The organism is Actinoplanes sp. NPDC049118, from assembly GCF_040648555.1.
GTDB lineage: Bacteria > Actinomycetota > Actinomycetes > Mycobacteriales > Micromonosporaceae > Actinoplanes.
Genome location: NZ_JBEZDY010000014.1, coordinates 236,674 through 257,828, shown reverse-complemented (window position 1 = coordinate 257,828; position 21,155 = coordinate 236,674). Strand labels below are relative to the sequence as shown.

General features: G+C 68.0%; 14 protein-coding genes and 1 pseudogene. 9 read left to right on the top strand and 6 right to left on the bottom strand.

Going from position 1 to position 21,155, the window contains the following annotated elements:
- The first annotated feature begins 52 nt into the window (after positions 1-52).
- The 6 genes from AB0B58_RS23670 (at position 53) to AB0B58_RS23645 (ending at position 8,137) form a co-directional block, all read left to right on the top strand.
- Positions 53-2,233, top strand: coding sequence for an alpha-galactosidase (locus AB0B58_RS23670; RefSeq protein WP_360227290.1), 2,181 nt, complete (start codon positions 53-55; stop codon positions 2,231-2,233).
- Positions 2,230-3,498, top strand: a complete 1,269-nt coding sequence (locus AB0B58_RS23665; RefSeq protein ID WP_360227287.1) for an ABC transporter substrate-binding protein — start codon at positions 2,230-2,232, stop codon at positions 3,496-3,498. The genes AB0B58_RS23670 and AB0B58_RS23665 overlap by 4 nt, the downstream gene beginning before the upstream one ends.
- The gene (locus tag AB0B58_RS23660; protein WP_360227284.1) at positions 3,498-4,490 is read left to right on the top strand and encodes a sugar ABC transporter permease; all 993 of its coding nucleotides are present in this window, start codon (positions 3,498-3,500) and stop codon (positions 4,488-4,490) included. The genes AB0B58_RS23665 and AB0B58_RS23660 overlap by 1 nt, the downstream gene beginning before the upstream one ends.
- Entirely contained in the window at positions 4,487-5,380 is an 894-nt protein-coding gene (locus AB0B58_RS23655; RefSeq protein WP_360227281.1) for a carbohydrate ABC transporter permease, read from the top strand. The genes AB0B58_RS23660 and AB0B58_RS23655 overlap by 4 nt, the downstream gene beginning before the upstream one ends.
- Before the next feature lie 82 nt (positions 5,381-5,462).
- Positions 5,463-6,482, top strand: coding sequence for a substrate-binding domain-containing protein (locus AB0B58_RS23650; RefSeq protein WP_360227278.1), 1,020 nt, complete (start codon positions 5,463-5,465; stop codon positions 6,480-6,482).
- A gap of 401 nt (positions 6,483-6,883) precedes the next feature.
- Entirely contained in the window at positions 6,884-8,137 is a 1,254-nt protein-coding gene (locus AB0B58_RS23645; RefSeq protein ID WP_360227275.1) for a hypothetical protein, read from the top strand.
- 798 nt (positions 8,138-8,935) lie between these two features.
- Here AB0B58_RS23645 and AB0B58_RS23640 read toward each other — a convergent pair.
- The gene (locus AB0B58_RS23640; RefSeq protein WP_360227272.1) at positions 8,936-9,355 is read right to left on the bottom strand and encodes a hypothetical protein; all 420 of its coding nucleotides are present in this window, start codon (positions 9,353-9,355) and stop codon (positions 8,936-8,938) included.
- Between AB0B58_RS23640 and AB0B58_RS23635 the strand changes: the two genes are divergently transcribed.
- The gene (locus AB0B58_RS23635) at positions 9,336-11,012 is read left to right on the top strand and encodes a right-handed parallel beta-helix repeat-containing protein (protein WP_360227269.1); all 1,677 of its coding nucleotides are present in this window, start codon (positions 9,336-9,338) and stop codon (positions 11,010-11,012) included. The genes AB0B58_RS23640 and AB0B58_RS23635 overlap by 20 nt on opposite strands.
- A 67-nt stretch (positions 11,013-11,079) precedes the next feature.
- Here the strand turns inward: AB0B58_RS23635 and AB0B58_RS23630 are convergent, their stop codons facing one another.
- The 4 genes and pseudogenes from AB0B58_RS23630 to AB0B58_RS23615 form a co-directional block, all read right to left on the bottom strand.
- Complete coding sequence (locus AB0B58_RS23630) at positions 11,080-11,223, bottom strand: hypothetical protein (RefSeq protein ID WP_360227266.1); 144 nt, start codon at positions 11,221-11,223, stop codon at positions 11,080-11,082.
- Positions 11,224-11,688: 465 nt separating this feature from the next.
- Positions 11,689-11,913: pseudogene (locus AB0B58_RS23625) on the bottom strand (transposase); the annotation flags it as partial.
- Between the two features lie 166 nt (positions 11,914-12,079).
- A complete protein-coding gene (locus AB0B58_RS23620; protein WP_360227263.1) occupies positions 12,080-14,368 on the bottom strand; it encodes a GH92 family glycosyl hydrolase in 2,289 nt (762 codons plus the stop codon).
- Positions 14,369-14,683: 315 nt separating this feature from the next.
- Positions 14,684-16,924 (bottom strand): cellulase family glycosylhydrolase, encoded by a 2,241-nt coding sequence (locus tag AB0B58_RS23615; protein ID WP_360227260.1) that lies wholly within the window; start codon positions 16,922-16,924, stop codon positions 14,684-14,686.
- Between the two features lie 390 nt (positions 16,925-17,314).
- Here AB0B58_RS23615 and AB0B58_RS23610 point away from each other — a divergent pair, with 390 nt between their 5' ends.
- Positions 17,315-17,590 (top strand): hypothetical protein, encoded by a 276-nt coding sequence (locus tag AB0B58_RS23610; protein WP_360227257.1) that lies wholly within the window; start codon positions 17,315-17,317, stop codon positions 17,588-17,590.
- A 369-nt stretch (positions 17,591-17,959) separates the two neighbouring features.
- Positions 17,960-19,678: a CAP domain-containing protein gene (locus tag AB0B58_RS23605; RefSeq protein ID WP_360227254.1), complete on the top strand. Its 1,719-nt coding sequence runs from the start codon at positions 17,960-17,962 to the stop codon at positions 19,676-19,678.
- A gap of 1,148 nt (positions 19,679-20,826) precedes the next feature.
- On the opposite strand, the gene AB0B58_RS23600 is transcribed toward AB0B58_RS23605, so the two are convergent.
- Complete coding sequence (locus AB0B58_RS23600) at positions 20,827-21,132, bottom strand: hypothetical protein (RefSeq protein ID WP_360227251.1); 306 nt, start codon at positions 21,130-21,132, stop codon at positions 20,827-20,829.
- Between the last annotated feature and the right edge of the window lie 23 nt (positions 21,133-21,155).

Here is a 21,155-nt window from a genome sequence, read left to right as displayed (position 1 = left end):
CGCGGCGGCCGGGCACCCGCCCTTCTCCGCTACGCCACCACAAGGAAGACACGTGAACGAACACTGGATTATGCCCACCGCGCAGACCATCTACGCGGTGAGCCTCGCACCCGACCGCGGCGGCCTGGTTCTCGACTACTGGGGACCGGCCGCCGACGGCCCGGTGATCCACTGGACGCCCGACGTCCTGCCGCCCTTCGAGACGGAGCCGGACATCGCGCCGCTGGAGTACGCGAGCGACGGCAGCCGGCACATCCACCACACCGAGATGCGGATCGACCGGGGGAACGGATCGTCCGGCGCCCGCTGGTCCGCGTTGTCCGATGCGGTGCGCACCGACGGGAACACGACCGAGCTGGTCGTCACCTTCACCGACGAGAGCGGCACCCTGCGGCTGGTCCAGCATGTCCGGGTCCGGGCCGACCACGACGTCATCGAACGCTGGATCGAGATCACCAACCTCGGGCCCAGCACCGTACGGCTGGACCGGGTCTTCAGCGGCGGATGGACAGTTCCGTCCCAAGACGGGGTCCACGTACGGTACCTGGCCGGCGGGTGGGGCCAGGAGTTCCGCGAGCAGAACCTCGAGCTGCGCTCAGGCAGCTTCACCATGGGCAGCAAGCAGGGCGTGACCGGCCACTTGTTCGCCCCCGCAGTGGCCGTCGCGCCGATCCTGCCGGGAGCGCCCGGCGCCTGGGGGGTGCAACTCGCCTGGAGCGGCTCCTGGCGAGCCGTCGTCGAGACCGGGCCGTACGGGGATCACGCCCGGGTATCGATGGGCGTCGACGACGAGTCGGTCCGGGTGACGCTCCATCCAGGGCGGACCTTGACAACCCCGGCGACCTTGGGCGTCCACAGCCCCGAAGGTTTCGCCGGCGTCGCCCGGGCGTGGCACCGCTATCAGCGCGAAGCACTCAACCGGTCCACGGACGCCTACCACCACCCGGTGGTCTACAACTCCTGGTTCGCTACCGGGTTCGACGTCGAGGCGGGCCACCAGCTCGAGCTGGCCGAAGTCGCCGCCGACCTGGGCGCCGAGGTCTTCGTCCTCGACGACGGCTGGTTCACCGGCCGCAAGGACGACACCGCGGGGCTGGGCGACTGGCGCGTCGACGAGCAGAAATTCCCGGGCGGCCTGGAGGCGTTCGCCGACGCGCTGGTGAGCCGGGGCCTGCGCTTCGGCATCTGGATCGAGCCGGAGATGGTCAACCCGGACAGCGACCTCTTCCGCGAGCATCCCGACTGGGTCTACCGGGCCTCGGACAGGACACCGGTCCTGTCCCGTAACCAGCTCGTGCTGGACCTGGGCCGGCCGGAGGTCCTCGCCTGGGTGGCCGACACCCTCCGGAGCCTGCTCGGCCGCTACCCCATCACCTACGTCAAATGGGACATGAACCGGCCGATCACCGACGGCGGCCGGCCCGGCGACCCCCGGGGCGGAGAATGGGCCCTGCAGCACACCAACGGCTTCTACGAGATGCTGCGACTGCTGCGTGCCGAGTTCCCGCACGTCACTGTCGAGGTGTGCGCCGGCGGTGGTGGCCGGGTGGACGCGGCGGTGCTCGCCCTGTCGGACGTGGTCTGGCCCACCGACGAGGTGGGTGCGCGCGACCTGCTCGAGATTCAACACGGCTTCCTGCAGGCATTCCCGGCGTACATCATGAACTCGCTCGTCTCCGGCCAACCGGGTATGCGCCGGCGTGGCCCGGCATCCCTGGGCTACGGCTTCGTGGTGGCCATGTCCGGCGTCCTGGGCATCGGCGCGGACGTGCTGACGTGGAACCCGCAGGAGCGCGCCGAGGCCCGCCGCCTGATCGCGCTCTACCGGGAGCTGCGGCCGCTGCTGCAGTTCGGCGACGTCACGGCGCACGGCACGCCGGCGCAGCAGCCGTACGCCCGGGAGTACTCGGGGGGATCGGCGGCCGGGGGGCGGGTCTGTGTCCTGGTGTGGGACACGGCGGGTCAGCGTCCCAGCACCCGTTCCGACTCGGCCGTCAATCACATCAGCCGGCGGTGGCGAGTCTTCCCCCAGCGGCTCCGACCGGAGCTGACCTATGCGGTCCGCGACACCGGTGTAGTGGCGGCCGGAGCCGTCCTGTCCACCCAGGGCGTGGAGATCCCCTGGCGACACGCCCCGGACGCCGACGTCCTCATCTTCGATCCTGTGCCGGATCCGCCGGCCCGGGACACCGGAATCAATCCCGTTACCGAACTCCCTGGAGAGCAGCGATGAAACGAATGCGAGCCGGACTGTCCTTCGCTCTGGCACTGATCACGGTGACCTCTGCCGGTGCGTGTTCAGGCAGCAGCGTCAGCGCCGACTCGACCCCTGGCACCGTCACGTTGAAGGTCAACTACTGGGGCGACTTCGGCCTCAAGGAACTCGTTCCCCAGTACGAGCGGGACCACCCCACTGTCAGGATCCAGCTGAATCCCGGTGACAACGCCCGGCAGCACGAGGACCTGCAGAAGTACCTCGTGGCCGGGTCGGGCGCACCGGACATCGCCGCGATGGACACTACCTACTCCGTCTCATTCCGCAACCAGGCGACCAAGTTCGCCGATCTGAAGGCCCTCGGAGCCGGCAAGTACGAGGACAGGTACCTCAAGTGGAAATGGCAGGAGACGCTGTCGCCGGACGGCCGTCAGATCGGCCTCGGCACCGATGTCGGCGGACTGGCGATCTGTTACCGCAGCGACCTGTTCAAGGTCGCCGGCCTGCCCACCGACCGTGACCAGGTGTCCACGCTCATGTCTACGTGGGACAAGTACATCGAAACCGGCCGAATATTTACTAAGGCCGAAGGGCCCAACAAGTTCGTCGACGGCGCGGGCCTGCTCATGGAGGCCGTCATGCAGCAGCAGCCGACTGGATACCTCGCCCAGGACGAGACGCTCACCATGGACGGAGGGGTCAAGACCGCCTGGGACACCGCCAACAGGGTGATCGAGTCGAAGCTGTCGGCGAACCTCAAACCCTTCACCCCCGAATGGAACGCCGGGATGAAGAGCGGCGCCTTCGCGACCATTCCGTGCCCAGCCTGGATGCAGGCCTACATCCAGGATCAGGCGCCCGACACCAAAGGCAAGTGGGACATCGCGCGGCCGCCCGGTGGAGCAGGTAACTTCGGCGGGTCGTTCTGGACTGTTCCGGCCCAGGGCAAGAACGTCGAAGAGGCGTACAAGTTCGTGGAATGGCTCATCCAGCCGGCTCAACAGATCGCCATCTTCGAGGCGGTGGGGAACCTGCCGTCGCAGCCGGCGCTGTGGCAGGACCCGGCGATCCGTGACGCGCGCAATCCGTTCTTCAACAACGCACCGTCCGGGAAGATCTTCACCGAGTCCGCGAAGAATGTCACGCCGCAGTACCAGGGCAGGCAGACCGCCAGGGTTCGCCAGGAGGTCATGAACGTCCTGGACCAGGTCCAGGAAGGAAAGATCAGCGGCTCGGCGGCCTGGGACAAGGCGAAGTCGGTAGCCGCCAAGGCAGTGAGCTGATGAGCACCGGCGTCGCCGTGCCCCCGCGGTCCACGAGCTCAATGCCGCCCTCTCCCCCGGCGGCGCCGGCTCGCATCTCCTGGCGCACCCGGCTGAGCCGCTGGGACACCACGCACATGCCGTACCTGCTGATCGCCCCGTTCTTTCTGATCTTCGGCGCCTTCGGGCTGTTCCCGCTGCTCTACAACGGGGTCGTCTCGGTGCGGACCTGGCGGCTGGACGATCCCGCCCAGGACGGCTGGGCGGGTCTCGGCAACTACGCCCGGGTGCTGGGCGACGACCGGTTCTGGAACGCGATGCTGAACACGTTCGGCATCTTCCTGCTGTCCACCGTGCCGCAGCTCATTCTGGCCCTGCTGCTCGCCGCTCTGCTCAACCGCCGGCTGCGGGTGCGGACCGGCCTGCGGATGGGTGTCCTGCTGCCTTACATCACCCCCATCGCCGCGTCGACCATCGTCTTCAGCGCCCTCTTCGCCAACCAGTTCGGCCTCGTGAACCATGTGCTCTCCAGCGCCGGGCTCGGCCAGATCGACTTCCGCGCCGAGAAGTGGTCGTCCTGGCTCGCCATCGCCACCATGGTGAACTGGCGGTACATCGGCTACAACGCACTGATCTACCTGGCCGCCATGCAGGCGGTGCCCAAGGTGCTGTACGAGGCGGCCGCGCTCGACGGCGCGGGGGCCTGGCGTCAGCTGTGGAGCGTCACCGTGCCGTCGATCAGGCCGGCTGTCGTCTTCACGGTGATCCTGTCCACCATCGGCGGCATGCAGCTCTTCACCGAGCCCCTGCTGTTCGACCCCGAGGTGAGCGAAGCCGCCGGTGGTTCCGACGGCCAGTTCCAGACGATCGCCATGCTGATCTACCGGACCGGATGGAAGGAACTGGACCTCGGCCGGGCCGCGGCGATGTCCTGGGTGCTGTTCCTCGTGATCATCCTGCTGGCCGCCGCCAACGGTTTCCTGACCAACCGCCTCAGTGGGGGAAGACGATGACCGGATCGACCGGCGTGCGGACGCCGCGAGCCGGGGCGGGCGCCCAGCGAGGGCGCCCGCCGTCCGAGAGCCCGGCCGGGACGCTGACGTATGTGCTGCTCGTGCTGACCATCGTGCTGTCCGCACTCCCCCTGTACTGGATGTTCGTCGTGGGATCGAGCGGCGAGGACGACGTTTTCCGGGTGCCGCCGCCGACCGCTCCGGGCGATGCCCTGAGCGACAACGTCCGGGCCGTCTTCGCCGCCGACAACGTCTTCTTCCTCGCCTCGCTGGTCAACAGCCTGCTCGTCGCAGTCGTCGTCACCGCGTCGGTGCTGGTGTTCTGCTCGCTGGCCGGATTCGCGTTCGCCAAGCTGCGCTTCCGGGGGCGCAACCCGCTCATGTTCTTCCTGATCCTGACGATGACCGTGCCGAACCAGCTCGGCGTCGTCGCGCTGTACATCGTCATGGGAAAGTTCGACCTCAACGGCACCCCGGCTGCCGTCATTCTGCCGGGGCTGGTCACCGCGTTCGGCGTCTTCTACATGCGCCAGTTCATCGTCGAAGCCGTACCGGACGAGCTGATTGAGGCGGCCCGGGTCGACGGCGCATCCACCCTGCGGATCTTCCGCAGCGTCGTGGCCCCGACGCTGCGCCCGGCGCTGGGCGTCCTCGGTCTGTTCACCTTCACGGCAAGCTGGAACGACTTCCAGTGGCCGCTGATCACCCTGAGCGGATCCGAGTACCCCACCGTGCAGGTAGCGCTCTCCAACCTCGCATCCGGTCAGTATGTCGTGTTCTCGCGCCTGCTGGCCGGTGCCCTGCTGGCCACGCTGCCGCTCCTGATCGTCTTCGTCGTCGCCGGCAAGCAGATCGTCGCCGGGATCATGGAGGGAGCGGTGAAGAGCTGAGGTCCACCCCGCCCCTTGCACCCGCAGTGAACCGCCGCAACGGCAGCCACTGAAACGGTACAAATCACTGGTGGAGTCACCCATGACAAGAGCACGGGCAACATTGCGAACCGTCGCACAAGCGGCCGAGGTGTCCGTGACCACGGTTTCGCGGGTGGTGAACGGCAGCAAGGGCGTGTCCTTCTTCACGCGCAGCAGGGTCGAGCAAGTCATGCGCCAGCTGCAGTACAGCCACGGGGGGAACAGTACGGAGCCGCACCTCGGGCCCTTGCAGGCGATCGTCGACGACTTCGGAGACCCTGCTGTGCTCGATGTTCTCAAGGGCGTCGAGAGCGTGGCGCAAGCGAGCGGCGCCGGCATGTTTGTCGCCGCACTGCAGGGACGGGCCGTGAACCCCCGATGGCTCACGAACATGACCGCCCGGCAGCCGAGCTCCATGGTCCTGATAACGTCCCGGTTCGCTGTGCCCAGCTACTCCATGGTACGAGGGCTGGGCGTGCCGGTAGTGGTAGCGGATCTCTCGGAGGGCGGCTCGGCGCACACTCCTGCGGTCGGCGCCTCGAACTCGGCCACCGGCACGCTGGCCGTGCACCACCTCCTGTCCTTGGGACACCGGCGGGTCGGATTCGTGGCCGCAGCCGAAGACCTGAGCGCCGGCAGCGCCCGCCTTGTCGGGTACAGGGAAGCGCTCCGGGCCGCCGGCGTTCCGGCGGACGAAGAGCTGGTGCAGCTCAGTCATCACGGCAGCGACGCGGGCCTGAGCGGTGGCATCGCGCTGCTGGACCGGCCAGATCCTCCGACCGCCATCTTCGCCGCCGGCCTGCGTACCGCGATCGGCGTGTTCCAGGCGGCGGCCAGACGAGGCCTCAGTGTTCCGGCCGACTTGAGCGTTGTCGGCTATGACGATCTCGCTCAGGCGTGGTGGTTGTCGCCTACGCTCACCAGGATCCGACGGCCGCTGGCCGACATGGGGGCTCTAGCCGCACAGACGGCCGTGCGCCTGGCCAACGGTGAGTACGCGGACCAGCGGGTGGATCTGCCGACCGAGCTACTGATCATGGACAGCACGGCAGCGCCGTTCAGGTCGGTGGCCGGAGGCTGACGCCGTCGGAGAACCCGTCCGGTCCCACCCGTCCCGGCGTTCCATTGATAAAGCGTCGAACATATATGCCCGCGACGGTTCGGCCGGGATCCAGTCGGATCACTAGGGTGGGTCCGTGCATACGGATGTGGGTGGGTTGCGTGCGTGAAGGACTTCTGCGCGGAGTGGGAACAGTGGTGGCCGGACTGCTGGTGACCTCCGGCTGCTCCACCCAGGCAGCACGCGATTCCGCCGGCCCCGAAACCGCGGCGGCTGGAGCACCGACGGGACCGCCGGGGCCGTCCGCGGCTGCGCGGTCCGGGCCTGCCGCAGCGCCGTCGCCCAGCAGAACAGCCGCCCGGACGGACGGCACCGGAGCCGAGGCGGGCTGTTTGGGCCGGACGGAATCAGCCGCCGCCACCGTGACCAGTCCCCGGACGGCCGGCTACCTGGGTACGGGGCCGGACGACACCACCGGCGGCGTCGACATCGGTGCCGGCTGCACCGTCGTCGTCGGCGGCCGCTTCACCGGCACTGCCGTGCTCGCCGGGGCGACCAGGCTGCCGGGCGGCGGCGGAGGTGCGGTGCTGCGCCTGAGTGCTGACGGCCGCCGGGTGCTGTCGGCGGTACGGGTGGCCGGCACCGTGGACGATCTCGAGGTCCGCCGCACCACCGGCGACATCGCCGTGGCGACCGACCGCGGCGTCCGGGTGCTCGATGCGGCTGCGGCGAAGGTCCGCTGGCAGACGCGGGCCGCGGTCAGCCGGGTGGCCATCGGCGATGCCGGCACGGTGGCCGCCCTCGACGGCACCACGGTGGGCATCTACAGCAGCGGCGGCAAACGGACGGGATCCGTGCGCCTGGCAGGCCGCACGGTCAGCGACGTCGCCGTCGACGACCGCCGCGGTCTGGTGTTCGTCGCCGGCTTCACCCAGCGGGGCGGCTCCTGCGGCCAGGTCCAGGTGCCGTTCGTACGGGCGTACGGGCGCGACGGCGCCGCCCGCTGGAAGCTGTACGACTTCGATCCCGGCGCGCTCAACGGGTTGTGTGCCGACAGCCGCGCCGGCCGGGTGGCGATGGGCCGCGATGGCAAGCTCTACCTCGCCGGGGAGATGGCCGGCGGCGCCAGCGTCTTCACCACCAACGGCCGCTCCGCCAAGGCTCCGGCCCCGAACGTCGGCTACGACAAGTTCACCCAGGCGAGCAACACCAGCGACGCCCACCTGACCTACTTCGCCCGGCTGGATCCGGCCACCGGCAGCATCAAGGCGGGACAGACGCTGCTGGCCCGGATCGACGTCAAAGGCGACAAGGGCAACACCATCACACCCAGCGCCATCACCGCGGACGCCGGTGGCCGGGTCTACGTCGGTGGCTCCTCGGCGTACCAGATCGCCGGCCGGTCCCAGATGCGGATGAACGGCCACCCGCTGAAGCCGTACGCCGGAGGCGACGCCTGGGTGCTCGTCACCTCGCCGGATCTCCGGAAGCGGCTGCAGTGGACGGCCTGGACCGATGGCGGCCAGGCCGAGGTCGTCGGCCTGGCCGTGGACGGTCCGGTCGCCGCGCTGGCCGCCCGGGTCGGCAAGCCGGCCATGTACGTCAAGGCTCCGGTGCAGAAAGCCGTGCCGTCCGGCGGCAGCGGATACGCCGCGGTGTGGCCGGCCCGCCGGTAGTCCAGCCTCGCGTGGTGCGCCGCGGCGGGTGAGCCGTACGGGCCATCAGCACCGGCCGTGGGCGCGCCCACGGTACGCCCCGGGCGGGACGGCTCATGGCGAAAGCCAGCCGACCCAGCCGGGTGACAGGCCCGTCAGTCAGCAGCATGGTCGACCCCGAATTCATCGTTCTGGGAGCAGCACGCATCAAGGCCGGCGACCCGGACACGACATTCGCCTGGCATCAGCACAGCGGACGTCCGTGAAGCACATCAAGGACGAGCGGGTCAACGACGAGGTCTGCTATTTCGGTACGGAACCCGGAATTCCGGTGACACTGCCGGCGGGACCCAATGCGGTCTTCTCCAGCGTCGTCATTCACCGCAGTGGTCCCAGCCGCACGGACCAGACCCCGTTCACGCCATCAACTCGTGAATGGACACGAACACTTCCTCCACCATGCCGCAATCGTCGCGGGCCGGTAAGCGCACCTTCGCACAGGGCCGGCGATGACCAGCCGGCCGGCCGCTTGGCGCCCTCGGCAAGTGCCGGCCCGGCGCCTACCGAGGGCGACCGCCACGCCCGGTGGACGGCTTCATCTCTTGCCAGCAGGATCGACGAAGTGACCATCCACCGGACACTCAATAGGGTTGTGACATCGACGGCGGCCGCGCGTCGGCTTGCCGGGACCAGCCACTCCGGCTCTGTCCCATGGTCAGCCGGAGGTTTTCACCGCCGACGATGTCACTGTGCCGCAGCCAGGCGCGGTGCAGGGGCCGGCCGTGCAGGGTGCGCGCGGCGACAACCATGGCGAGGCCGTCAGCCTTCGAGCCCTGGCCCTTGGTGACGTTGGCCGGTGCCGAGCGGTGGGTGACCGGTCGACTCGAGGGCGAGCCTCATCACGAGATGAATATAGGTCCGTTGGGCAAGGTTAGCTGTTCCTTTATTTTGCTGCCCGGACGTATTCAGTCCGCGATTTTTTCGTAAGGTCCCCAGACGGGCGGCCCGCCGCAAGTCGGACGAGCCGTACCGTTCCCAAGCTATCCGGAGGTTTTCCGTGCCGTTGCACAATGCCCGATCTTCGCCACCAACTACCCCGCGGGCGAGGTCACGCAGGCGGCTGTGGATATGGGGGGCGACGAGCGCCACAGCGGTCGCCGCAGCGGTCGGCGGCGTCGCGGTGGCCTCGGCGCAGGACAATGCGACGATCACCTCAGCCGTGCTGATCGACGCGGCCACGGACCGGCCGGTTCCGGGCCGCAAACCACTACGCGGCACGCAGAGCGTCGACCTGGCCGCGATCGGCACCCGTCAGCTCAGCGTGCAGGCCTTCCTGCCTGCGAAGGGCACCCGCAGCGTCCGTTTCAATGTCGACGGCCGGACCACCAGCGTGGAGAGTGCCTCTCCGTTCGTGCTGGCGGGAGACTCGACGAAAGGCGACATCTACGCGTGGAAGCCGACGCCGGGCAAGCACACCATCGTGATCACCCCGTACAGCGGCCGGAACGGCACCGGTCGCGCCGGAACGCCCCTGCGGATCGCCCTCGCCGTCACCGATACAGCCGGTGGCGCCGCAGCGAAGCCCCATCCGTCGAAGCCTGCCGGTGAGCCGGTGACGCCGAAGCCCGCCGGCAAGCCGGTCGCGACCCCCACGATGCCGCCGACCACGGGACGGTACCTGTACGTGTCGGGCTCCGGCGACGACAAGAGCACCGGCACCTCCGCAGCCAAGCCCCTACGCACCCTGCAGAAGGCCGCCAACATGGCGAAGGCCGGCGACACCGTCCTGGTCATGAACGGCACCTACGCCAACTCCGATCCGAACTCGAACATCCTCACCGTGAGCCGCGGCGGCGCCCAGGGCAGGCCGCTCACCATCGCCGCCTACCCCGGGCACACGCCGGTCCTGCGGGCCCGCAACTGGAACGCCGTGCAGATCCATGCCTCTCACGTGATCGTACGGGACCTGACCATCGAGGGAAACCGCAACGAGATCACGCTGGCGCAGGCGCTGGCACAGAAGACCAACCGGAACAACCCGCTCCACAACGGCAACGGCATCATCGTCCAGCCGCCGCGTGACAACCTGAACCGCACACCGCACCACGTCACGATTCGTGGCAACACCGTGCGCAACACCCCCGGCGGCGGGATCGCCGCCATCGAGACCGATCACGTGACCATCGAGAAGAACACGGTGTCGGGCACCTCCCACTGGACCGTCTACGGCACCAGCGGCATCTCGGTCTTCCACAGCCGCGACGTGGACGGCGACACCACCGGATACAAGATGATCGTCCGGCAGAATGTCGTCTTCGACAACCGCAACTTCGTGCCCTGGATCGACTCGAGCAGGGATCCGTCGAAGCGACACATCACTGACGGCAACGGCATCATCATCGACGACAACCGGAACACGCAGATCGCCCACCGCGCCATCCAGCCGTACCGGGGTCGCATCCTGGTCGAGAACAACATCGCCTACCGCAACGGTGGTGGCGGCGTCCACATCTTCCTCAGCGACCGCGTCGACGTGGTCAACAACACCGCGTACCGGAACTCGACGAGCCCGGAGATCGGAGACCGCGACATCAGCGCCATCCGGGCCCACGACGTCCGCTACTTCAACAACGTCGCCGTGTCGGCGCCGGGACACAAGCCGATGGCCGTCTCCCGGACCCCCGGCCGCGCCAAGGGCACCGAGACCGTCATCGACCAGTGCAACTTGTTCGGCGGTGACCCCCGGTTCGTCGACCCGGACGCCGGCGACTTCCGGCTTCGGGCCGGCAGCCCCGCGATCGACGCCGCCTGTGGCCCGGCGATCGCCAAGACCGATGTCGCCGGTAAGGCACGACCGAGCGGAAAGGCCGCCGACAAGGGCGCCCGGGAATCCTGAACAAACCGTAATCGGGGGGTGCCGGCACCACGGCCAGCACCCCCTGGTGCGCTGCCGCACCAGCCCTTCACCCGCGCAGCTGACCCTGGTACCTGCGCTGCGTGGCCGCCTGCAGGTCGTCGGCGGTAGCGGCGAGCAGGGTGGTCGCCTCACGGACGGCGCTCAGCGCCTTCAGCTGCGCGAAACCAGCTGGAACCGCCTCGATGATCACGAATGGTGCTCCCGTCCTGAATCAGCCTGCTCCCCGCGCACGGGGGATGGTCCGGTCCCTTCATGCCCAGCACCAACGACCAGCCACGAGAACGACAAGCCGAGCCCCATCGCAGCAGGTCCGTGCCGTGAACGGTGTTTCGGCGTATTCGGTCAGTAGCTCTCGGCAGCCGGCCAGCGGTCACCGAAGGTGATGGCGAAGGCGTTGAGTACTGGCTTCCAACGCATCGTCCATCGGGCGCGGCCGGCCCCAGTCGGCTCCGCCGTACCGCGATCGCGGCTCTCGCCGTGATCTGCGTCGGTGTGGCAGGCTGCGAGCCGCAGAACAGGGGTGCGATGGGCAGTAGCCTCAGCCCGGGCGCTACGCCCTCGTCCTCGGCCACGGTGTCTCACGGACACGAGCCGTCACCGGGCCGACACACCGCACCGTCGAAGCCAACCGCCCAGGCGTCGACCGGTACGGCGAATAGCCTCGCGAGTCGGCACCGACCGTGTCGGCTGCCTTGACCGATTGCGAGTCGATGACCCCGGCCGGCGGCTGCGGGTCACGGCCCTCGGCGGTACGGATCTGCTCGCGCAACTCCTCGAGGATGCGGTCGGTGACACCACGTGCCTGCCATCGTCGGAACCAGCCGTAGACGGTCTGCCAGGGCGGGAAGTCCACCGGCAGCTGCCGCCAGGAACACCCAGAGCGGGGTCCGTAACCGCGCCTTCGCGCGGGGTCGGCGATGACCGGCCGGCTCCCTTGGCGCCCTCGGTAAGTGCCGGCCCGGCGCGCACCGAGGGCGACCACCACGCCCGGTGGACGGCATCATCTCTGACCAGCCGGGTCGACGAAGTGACCATCAACCGGACCCTCAATAGGGTTGTGACATCGACGGCGGCCGCGCGTCGGCCTGCCGGGCCCAGCCACTCGGACTCTGTCCCATGGTCAGCCAGAGGGTTCCACCGCCGACGATGTCACTGTGCCGCAGCCAGGCGCGGTGCAGGGGCCGGCCGTGCAGTGTGGCGCTCTGGACGTACTTCGCGGCCGCGCTGACACCGTCCGCCTGGATGGTCAAGGTGCCACCGGAAACCTTGATCCGGCTCTGAGCGAAGACAGGGCTTCCGATGTAGTACCAATCCTGTCCGGCGTTGGGGAATAACCCGAGCGCGCCCCAGACGTACCAGGCTGACAGCGTTCCGGCGTCGTCGTTCTCCGGCAGGCCGTCGCGATCGATGGAGTACTTCGTCGACAGCAGGCTGCGTACCCGCTCGGCGGTGCGGTCATGTCGCCCCGCGTGGATGTAGAGATAGCCGGCCAACAGGTCCGGCTCGTTGCCCGGATTGTAATGCCCGCCATCGAAGAGCTCGTCCAGCCAGGCGACGAAGCCCGAGTCGCCACCGGTGCGGTTGATGACGCCTTGCACATCGTGGGGAACATAGGTGCTGTATTGGCGCGCGGTGCCTTCGTAGAAGGGATCGCTCCACCCGCGGTATGCCCTGTCCTTGTCAAAGTCGGCGAGCCAGGTGCCGTCGACGTACCGCGGCCGGATGACCCGGTTCTCCTTGTCCCACAGCTTTTTCCAGCTCTCGGCCCTCACCCAGTCGAGCATGGCCTTCTCGTTGTCGCCGTGCCGCCAGGCAACGGCGGCGATACAGAAGTCGTTGTACGAGTACTCCAGAGTTCGCGAAGCGGAACGCCCCGACCACCACATCGTCGGCCCTGACTGGTCAACGGGAAGATAGCCCAGCTTCTTGTAGTCGGCCAGCTGCCGGCCCTGCTTCAGGGCGTCGTCACTCTCCACGTCAGCGTTCTTCCGCAGCGCCCGGTATGCGGTGGCGTAGTCGATGTCGGGGAGCTGTTTGAGCAAGGCATCGGCGACGATCACGTCACCGTTGGTACCTCCCTGGGTGTAGCCGTTGTGACCGGCGATCCGCGCATCGGGCATCCATCCGGTGCGGGTGAATGTCTCGACGAGGCTCTGGACGAGATCAGCCTGGCGCCGCGGCTGGATCAGCGTGAGCAACGGGTTCACCGTGCGGAACGTGTCCCAGAGCGTGTAGAAGTCCTCGTAGTGAGCGCGCGGCGAATCCCACCAGATGTTCTCACCGGTCAGATCATGGGGCATCGCCTGTGCGTGCAGCAGTGCGGAGTAGAAGCACGTCCGCTCAGCGGCGCTGCCTCCGTCGACCTCGATCCGGGCCAGATTCTCCGCCCAGATCTGCCGCCCGCGCCGAGCCACCGCAGCGAAGTCATCACTGCCGAGCTGGCTGCGCAGGTTCTGTCCCGCCCGGGCCAGGTCGCGCCAGGACAGTCCGATCCGAACTTCGACGTCCCGTTGCGTCTTGGTGTCGAAGGTGGCATATGCGCCCGTGTGCCACCCGGCCCGGGCGAGGCGGCGTGATCTCTCGGTGACAGTGTCCTGCGCCCAGGTGCCGTATCCGACGAAGGGGCGGTTGAACTCGAGCACCGCGTACAGCGTGTACTCGCCGGGGTTCCATCCGCCCCGGAACCGGCCGATGATCTCGATGCGCCGGTCGCCGACGATGGTCACCTCGCACGTGAGTGGCTGCTGTCCGTTCTGCGTTTCGATGACGGATGAGGCATCGATCAGCAGGATGCCGGACTTGTCGACCGGGAACGTGTACTTGTGCACTGCGCACATCCGGGTAGCGGTCAGCTCCGCTCGAATTCCTCCGTCCCGGGTCAAAGTCACCCCGTAGTAACCTGGGGCCGCCCGCTCATCGCGTTTCGCCGAACCCTGAGCGATGTCCGTCGCCGGTTTGACGGTGCTGATCGATCCGGCCCGCGGCGTGATCCGGAAATTGCCGTACTTGCTCGCGCCGCCGGTGCCGGAGACATGGGTCTGGCTGAAGCCTCTGATGTCGCGATTCGAACGGTAGCCTGACGTCGGACTCTCCCCGCCGGGGATCGAGACGCAGTCGGGACTGGGCTTGGCGAAGCCGAACGGGACGTAGGCGCCAGGAACGATCTCACCACCATTGTCGACACCGATCAGCGGATCGACCTCGGCCTCGGGAGTGGTCGGGACCACTCCGGCCGCGGCTTGTCGGGTGATACCGCTGAACAGCGGGGATGTTGTTCCAGCGGCGACGGCGGCGGCAGCGCCGGAGAGAACGGTGCGTCGGGGAAGGGGTGACATCGAAGTCCAATCACGAGGGCCAGGACAAACCGCTGCCGCACGGAGGAGGACGCGACGCGGACTGCCTGACATCGTTGTCAATGCTTCGATGTTCCGACCGGATTGCGGTGCTGTCAATATATGTTTTCCTCATGTCGGAATGCATATGAGTACTTCGATATCGAACTCGACATGAATGGCGAGCGTTAAGGTGTGACCGGACGCGAAGGCCGAATCTGTCGTCCCCCGGCTGGGATCGGGTGCACCCACGCCATCATGGAACGGTGCCGCCGCTGCGCCCACGGGGCGCAGCGGCGGCACCTCAGGCCGTCCGGGTCAGAGGCCGGCCAGGCTGCGATCGGCGACCACCACGGGGGTGTTGCCGATCGGCACACCCTTGAGGGTCAGGGAGCCGCCCGAGCGCTGGACGGCTGTGGCCGGCACCTGGTAAACGTTGCCGCTGACCAGGTCGATGAGGACCGGATTGCTCATTTTCGAGGCCGGGAATGTCACGTCGACCGGCTTGGTGCTGCGGTCCTCGTTCGGCGCCCGGTCCGGCTTGGCGATCTGGTTGCCCTGGCTGTCCTTCTCGGGCTGCTGGGCGGGATCCCCGCCGAACCACAGCGCCACGGCCTGCTCCGCGGATCCGGTCTTCTCGAACGCCCGGACGGTGACCTTGCGATCACCGTTGCCCGCCGTGCTGTAGGCGAAGCCCTTGATCGGCGACTCCGTCCGCCAGTTGGCGACCGGCTCCAGCCGGGTCAGCGGCTCGAGCGTGCTGTCGAACAACGCGGCGGTGTTCTGCAGACCGTAGTAGGCCAGTTTGGTGTAGGTGGCCTTGAGATCCGGGCCGCAGGCGACGACGCCCTTCGAATTGATCTTCGGGGTGTCGGTGGCGTTGAACTTGTACCAGAGGTCGCAGGTGCCGAGGTTCGAGCTGTCGATCCCGACCCCGATGTCGCCGATGTTGCGCCGCAGGTTATAGGCGATTTGGCTGCGTTCGGTGAAGGTGTCGGCCGAGAAGGCACCGAAGGTGCCGGCGGTGCTCGGGGCGTTGTTCTCGCCCTGCCGGATCACGATCGAGGGTGAGTACTTCGCCAGCGTCTTCCGCAGCTCGGCCATCGTGTTGTATAGCTTGGGGTTGTCGGGATAGTTGTCGTACGGGTGATAGGCGAATCCGTCGACCAGGGCGATGCGCGCCGCCTGCTTCGCGGTGTCGTTGTCCGCCTCGCCGGCGTCCTTGAGGTTTTTCAGCTCCGTCATGAACTTGTCGGCGAAGTCGACGCTGATGCCGAACTCGGTGGCGTAGATGACCGCTTTCGGCTGTTGCGCACGGACGCATTGCGCCATGCGCTTGTAATAGGTCGCGTAGTCCTTGGCGATGGTCGTCGGCGCCCCGTCGTTGTTGGGCTCGTTCCAGATCTCGTACTGCGAGACGCGGTCCTTGAACTCCTCGACCAGTGCGTTGCACCAGTTCTCGGCCTTGTCCAGGCCCTCACCCGCGGGCAGCCCGGCACCGAGGTTGGCGCCGCCGGCCGTAAGTCCCTTCTTGGTGGTGTAATACCAACTGCCATACGAGAACTGCACCCACGGCTTGGCCCCCGCGGCCACCGCGGCATTGATGATCTCTTCGGTCTTGGCCCAGTTGTACCTGCCCTCGGTGTTCTGCTCGACGTCGTTCCACTCCGGCATGACGCGCCAGGTGGTGGTACCGAGCGCGGCCAGCTGCCGCTGGTACTCCGAGAACTTGGCGTAGTTACGTCCCGTGGTCTCGACGCCGGAGATCAACCGCGAGGAGCCGATCTGCTTGGCGGTCCGCGGCGTGACGGTGCCGATCTGGGTCCAGTCGGTGCCGATCGGGGCAGCGAAAATCCGTACGTCGTCGATCCAGGCCGTGCCCGTGGTCTCCTTGCTGACGCCGACCTGCACAGCCGTGAGAGTCTTGGCCTCGGCCCGGAACGCGAGGTCCTTCGCGAGGCGGCTGCCGCGCAGGAACACGCTGTAGGTCTTCGTGCCGGGCTGCGTCGCGATGCGCAGATCCAGCCACTCGTTCGCCTGGTACGCACCGATGGTGACCTGCTTGGCGCCGTCGTAGGCGTACAGCCGGCCGCCGGAACCCAGGCCCACGGTCGCCGCGTGGCCTGCCGGGCTGTCCAGGTGCAGGCCGACCACGGACGTGGTCTGACCGGCCCGCAACCGCACCCCGGCCACCACCGGGGCCGAGGTCGAACCGAGGGACCGGCTGACCGTCGTGGACTGCGCGGCCGAGGTGTCCGTCAACCGCAGGCCGCGGTCGATGGTGTCGGGCACGTCTTGGACCGTGGCCGTGCCACCGTCGCCGGCGACCGTCCAGCCCGGCGCGGCGGACCCGACGGCACCGCCGAATCCGTCGATGATGTCGGCGGCGTCCAGCCCGGCTGCCCCGGTGGGAACGACTTGGGCCGAGCCGGGCTGAGCGAACACCAGCAGCGCGGGCGGCGTGGCCAGACCGGCCAGGGTCAGCGCCCCCGCCAGCAGCAGTCGCCGAGGCTTTCGGCGTCCCGCTCCAGGTGATCGATCATTGTGCCGATCGGGCATCGCAATACCTCCAGAAGAGACGAGAAATGATCGGGCGAAGAATGGGTAATGAGGGCGCCGGCGAGGGGCTGCACGGAGCATCGCCGCGTATGTGGTGCACTTCGTATCGTCGACGGACTGCGGGAGAAACAGTCGATGAGATCCCTCTGGCGGTTCTCATACACTGGTATACCAAGTAGTTCCGGGCAAGGCCAGTCAGGTGATCGACCGGGCACTTCTCGTCATATCCGCAGGCCACGGAGTTGCTGACCCGCGAACATCCGTACCGTTCAGGACCGCATTGATATCGCATTCGAAATGATTGCCGGGCCGCGGAACCGGCGTACGGCCGAGTGCGACTCAGTCCGTAGCCGCCGCGGCACGGTCGCCGTGAGCGGGAGGCGGCGCCCGGTGGCGACGCTCGCCGCGGGCGGGGTGCTCGGTACCGCACGCCGTGGGCGTGGTCATACCGGCCCTCAACCCGCACGACGGCTACGCGTACACGACGACGGCCGGCACCGGCTGCAGCATCCAACAACGGCGGCCAAGGTGCTGACCGTCCTCGCGTTGCTGGCGCCCACCGCCGGCTTCGCGTTTCGGTCGCCGCTCGTGTGGGTCGCGGTGCCGACGCTGGTCTGGCGCTTCACCGGCGGCAATCCCGCGTACTGGGGCACCGGCTACCACTAGAGCGCCGTGCTCATGCCGGTGCAGATGGTCGCGTTCGTCGATGGCCTGGCGCCCCGGCGAGCCAGCGGCCGACACCGCAGCCGTCGGGTACGTGGTCCGCGGCTCGCGGCCGTACCGGTAGGGTTCGGCCGCTGCGCGATCACGAATTTCAACAATATGCGCGGCAGTATTGATCCTCCATCGCTCCGGGCCATTGATAGTCAATTCTTATCAATGACTCCGCACCTTTCCGATAAGGCCCGGGGGTCGACCCTTCGCGCATTCTGATGCTTTCCTTAGGTCTTCCTTTCCGGCCTGGGCACGGCTTTCGCTGTGCGGCACATTGGGCGGAGCGTGACGCAATTGGAGCGTCGTGCCGGGTAGTGCACCGTGTCGCACAGCATTTTGGGAGCCTTACGCATGAGAACAAGGCGAGTCATCGGCGCGATGATTCTTTCGGTCGCTGCCGGGTCGGCGGCGGTGCTCACGGTGCCCGCGCTCGCCGAGACCGACGCGCGGAGTCGTCCAGCGCCGGCCGCGGCTCCGTCGATATCCAGCGGTCCGGCCTCGGCCCTGGTGGACGTCATGTCCCGGGACCTTGGCATCAGCCCGTCCGCCGCAGCCGATCGACTGAAGACGGAGGCAGCGGCGGAACAGGACGCGGCATTGCGGGTCGGGATCGGCGAACCCTTCGCGGGCGCCTGGTTCAGCGCTGAGCGGGGCCGGGTGGTGGTCGCGGTGGCGGATCCGTCGGCGGCCCAGCGGGCACGTTCTCTCGGTGCGGAGCCGCAGATCGTCGAGCGCAGCGAGCGGCAGCTGGAATCGGCACAGCGGCGGTTGGACAAAGTGGTGAACCCGCCCCGATCGGTGGCCGGCTGGTACGTCGACGCCAAGACGAACACGGTCACGATCCTGGCCCGTGCGGGCAGCGAGAGAACGGCGCGCGGTTTCGCCAAGCGTGCGGGCCTGCCCGGCAAGGCCGTTCGGGTGCAGTCCGTGGCCGCCGATTTCACCGCCCTGTTCGACGTGCGCGGTGGTGACGCCTTTCTGATTGACCGGTCCGCGCGTTGTTCCGTGGGCTTCGCGGTGACCACGGGCTTCGTGTCAGCGGGCCACTGCGGCCGGAAAGGCGCGACCACGGCCGGGTTCAACCGGAGCGCGCAAGGCACTTTCCGGGCCTCGCAGTTCGGCAACCGCGGGGGCAACGACTATTCCGTAATCGACGTCAACCGGCAGTGGACGCCGAAGCCGGTCGTCAAGACCACCGGCGGAGACGTCGCGGTCGCCGGCTCGAAGGAGGCGCTGGTCGGTGCCTCGGTGTGCCGGACTGGATCCACGACCGGCACGCGCTGCGGCACGATCACCGCCCGGAACGCGACCCTGAACGTCAGTGGCCGGACCGTGAGGAACTTCATCGTGACCAGTGCCTGCGCGCAGCCCGGCGACTCGGGCGGTTCGCTGATGGCCGGCAACCAGGCGCAAGGTGTGTTGTCCGGCGGATCCGGCAGTTGCGCCGGAGGACGCGCACAGACCGTCTACCAGCCGATCAACCCGGTGCTGACGGCGGAGAAGCTCACTCTGGTGACGACCGACAAGGGCACGCCCACAACCCCGGCCAAGCCCCCGGCCACCCCTACCGTCAAGCCCACGGCAAAGCCGACCCCGACCACATCTCCGCGTCCCACCCGCCCGTCGCGGCCGGCACCCAAGCCGTCCGGGGCGTCGCAGAAGTTCGAGGCCGAGGTGGCGAGCCTGGTCAACAAGGAACGGGCCAAGGCCGGCTGTAAGGCCCTGAACACGGACGCGCGCCTGGTCAAGGCGGCCCGGGGACACTCCCAGGACATGGCCACCAACAACTTCTTCGCGCACACGAACCGGCAGGGCATCAGTTCCGCCCAGCGGGTTCTCAACGCCGGCTACAACTGGCAGCGGACAGGCGAGAACATCGCCGCCGGTCAGCGCACTCCCGCCGAAGTGATGACCGCCTGGATGAACAGCTCCGGGCACCGCGCCAACATTCTCAACTGTGCGTTCAGGGATCTCGGAGTGGGAGTGGCCACCCGCGGCACCACGACCTTTTGGACCCAGGACTTCGGCACCCTGCGCTGAGCCCATCGGTCCTGCGACGGACAGCACCCAGCGAGTGGAGCCCAACTGGACAGTGCCGGGCCCACTCGCTGGGTGCCCGCGACGCGAAAGAACGGAGTTCGCCGATGATGCCGGGACCGAACAGCAGATTCCGAGAACCTTCACGCTGGACCGCCTCGGACGACGACGATTCAGTCCAGTGGCTGTCACACCTGGCGGACCGGGCACCGACCGCGAGAAGTCACCCGGTCGACCGGCGGCAGAGCCCACAGCCGACGCCGGTCACCTTACAGGCGGCACAGGTCCCCATAGTTGTCTGCTCCCATCGGAAGCGACGGATACCGGCCCTGCTGAGAATGGCACTGGTCCTCGTGCTGTGCCTGACCTCGGCGGCGGGCGGCGCCTATCTGGGTTCTGACGGCAACTGCACCCCTCGCACCTTGCTGTCCGGAGCCTGGACCGCTTTCACGCAGCCGTCAGCGGACTTCACCTCTCCCTGTGCACAGAAGCGGACACGCGGCCCCCGCGGATAGGTCCCGAATCAGCGCGCCTTCACTTCCCGCACAACTCGCCAACGAGCAGCCATCAGGATATTCACGGGTTCCGGTCATCGTCTCCTAATGATTGGCGAGGGGGCCGGCGTGGCCGTCGGCGCGTACCCTTATCGCCGACTCCGGCGGCTCGTCCCTCTGCTTCTGGTGGTGGGCTCGCCCACGACACTGACCGCCTGCACGAGCGCTTCGCCCTCCCCGTCCGCATCCGCCGATCGTGTCAGGCCAGGCGAAGACGTACAGCGATCCACTCGCCTCGGCGGTCAATGCGGTCCATGGCGCGGCCGCGGCCGGCGGTCACCATCTGCACGTCTTCGCCTGCGGGTAACAGGCCTTGACGATGCGGGCGGTGCGCTGGAAGAACTCCGCCGCCTCCGCCGCAGGGACCGGGTCGGACTTGCCCCGGGCGACGAGGTTCTCGAGTCCTTCTTCGGCCCGCTGAAGTCCAGCACCCCCTGGTCTGCTCCACCCCTGCCCAGCCGGGCTGGTGCCGGGCTGTCTTGGCACCCGGCGGGCCAAGGTACTTCTGGTAGGAGGAGTAGTCCGCGTAGTTACGGTCGGTCGTCTCCGTGCTCACGATGATGGACGAGCCCGCGATCGTCGCGGCTCCGCGGGGCTTCACCGTGCCGAGGTACGGGAACGGGTCGCGGCCGGCTCGGTGCCGAGGCGGACGTCGTCGATCGACGCGGCACCCTGGCTCGGCTGGGAGACGGTGCATTCGAACCGGTCCAGGGTGCCGGCCTCGGTCCGGAAGGCGAGCCCCGCGGCGACCTGCCGGCCGTCGAGGTAGACGGTCGCGGTGCCGCCGCCCGGGCGGGCCACAATGCGCAGGTCGTGGAACCGGCCGGCCCGGTACGCACCGAGGTCGACCTTGGTGGCTCCCCGGCAGGTGCACGAACGTCTATTTTCAGCTATTTTTGTCATTGATATCGGAGTCGCTATCAATG

Excerpts from the sequence above, each read along its gene's own strand:
- AB0B58_RS23660 (WP_360227284.1), top strand. The coding sequence starts at position 3,498 with ATGAGCACCGGCGTCGCCGTGCCCCCGCGGTCCACGAGCTCAATGCCG.
- AB0B58_RS23665 (WP_360227287.1), top strand. The coding sequence starts at position 2,230 with ATGAAACGAATGCGAGCCGGACTGTCCTTCGCTCTGGCACTGATCACG.
- AB0B58_RS23615 (WP_360227260.1), bottom strand. The coding sequence starts at position 16,924 with ATGCCCGATCGGCACAATGATCGATCACCTGGAGCGGGACGCCGAAAG.
- AB0B58_RS23600 (WP_360227251.1), bottom strand. The coding sequence starts at position 21,132 with ATGACAAAAATAGCTGAAAATAGACGTTCGTGCACCTGCCGGGGAGCC.
- AB0B58_RS23655 (WP_360227281.1), top strand. The coding sequence starts at position 4,487 with ATGACCGGATCGACCGGCGTGCGGACGCCGCGAGCCGGGGCGGGCGCC.
- AB0B58_RS23650 (WP_360227278.1), top strand. The coding sequence starts at position 5,463 with ATGACAAGAGCACGGGCAACATTGCGAACCGTCGCACAAGCGGCCGAG.
- AB0B58_RS23620 (WP_360227263.1), bottom strand. The coding sequence starts at position 14,368 with ATGTCACCCCTTCCCCGACGCACCGTTCTCTCCGGCGCTGCCGCCGCC.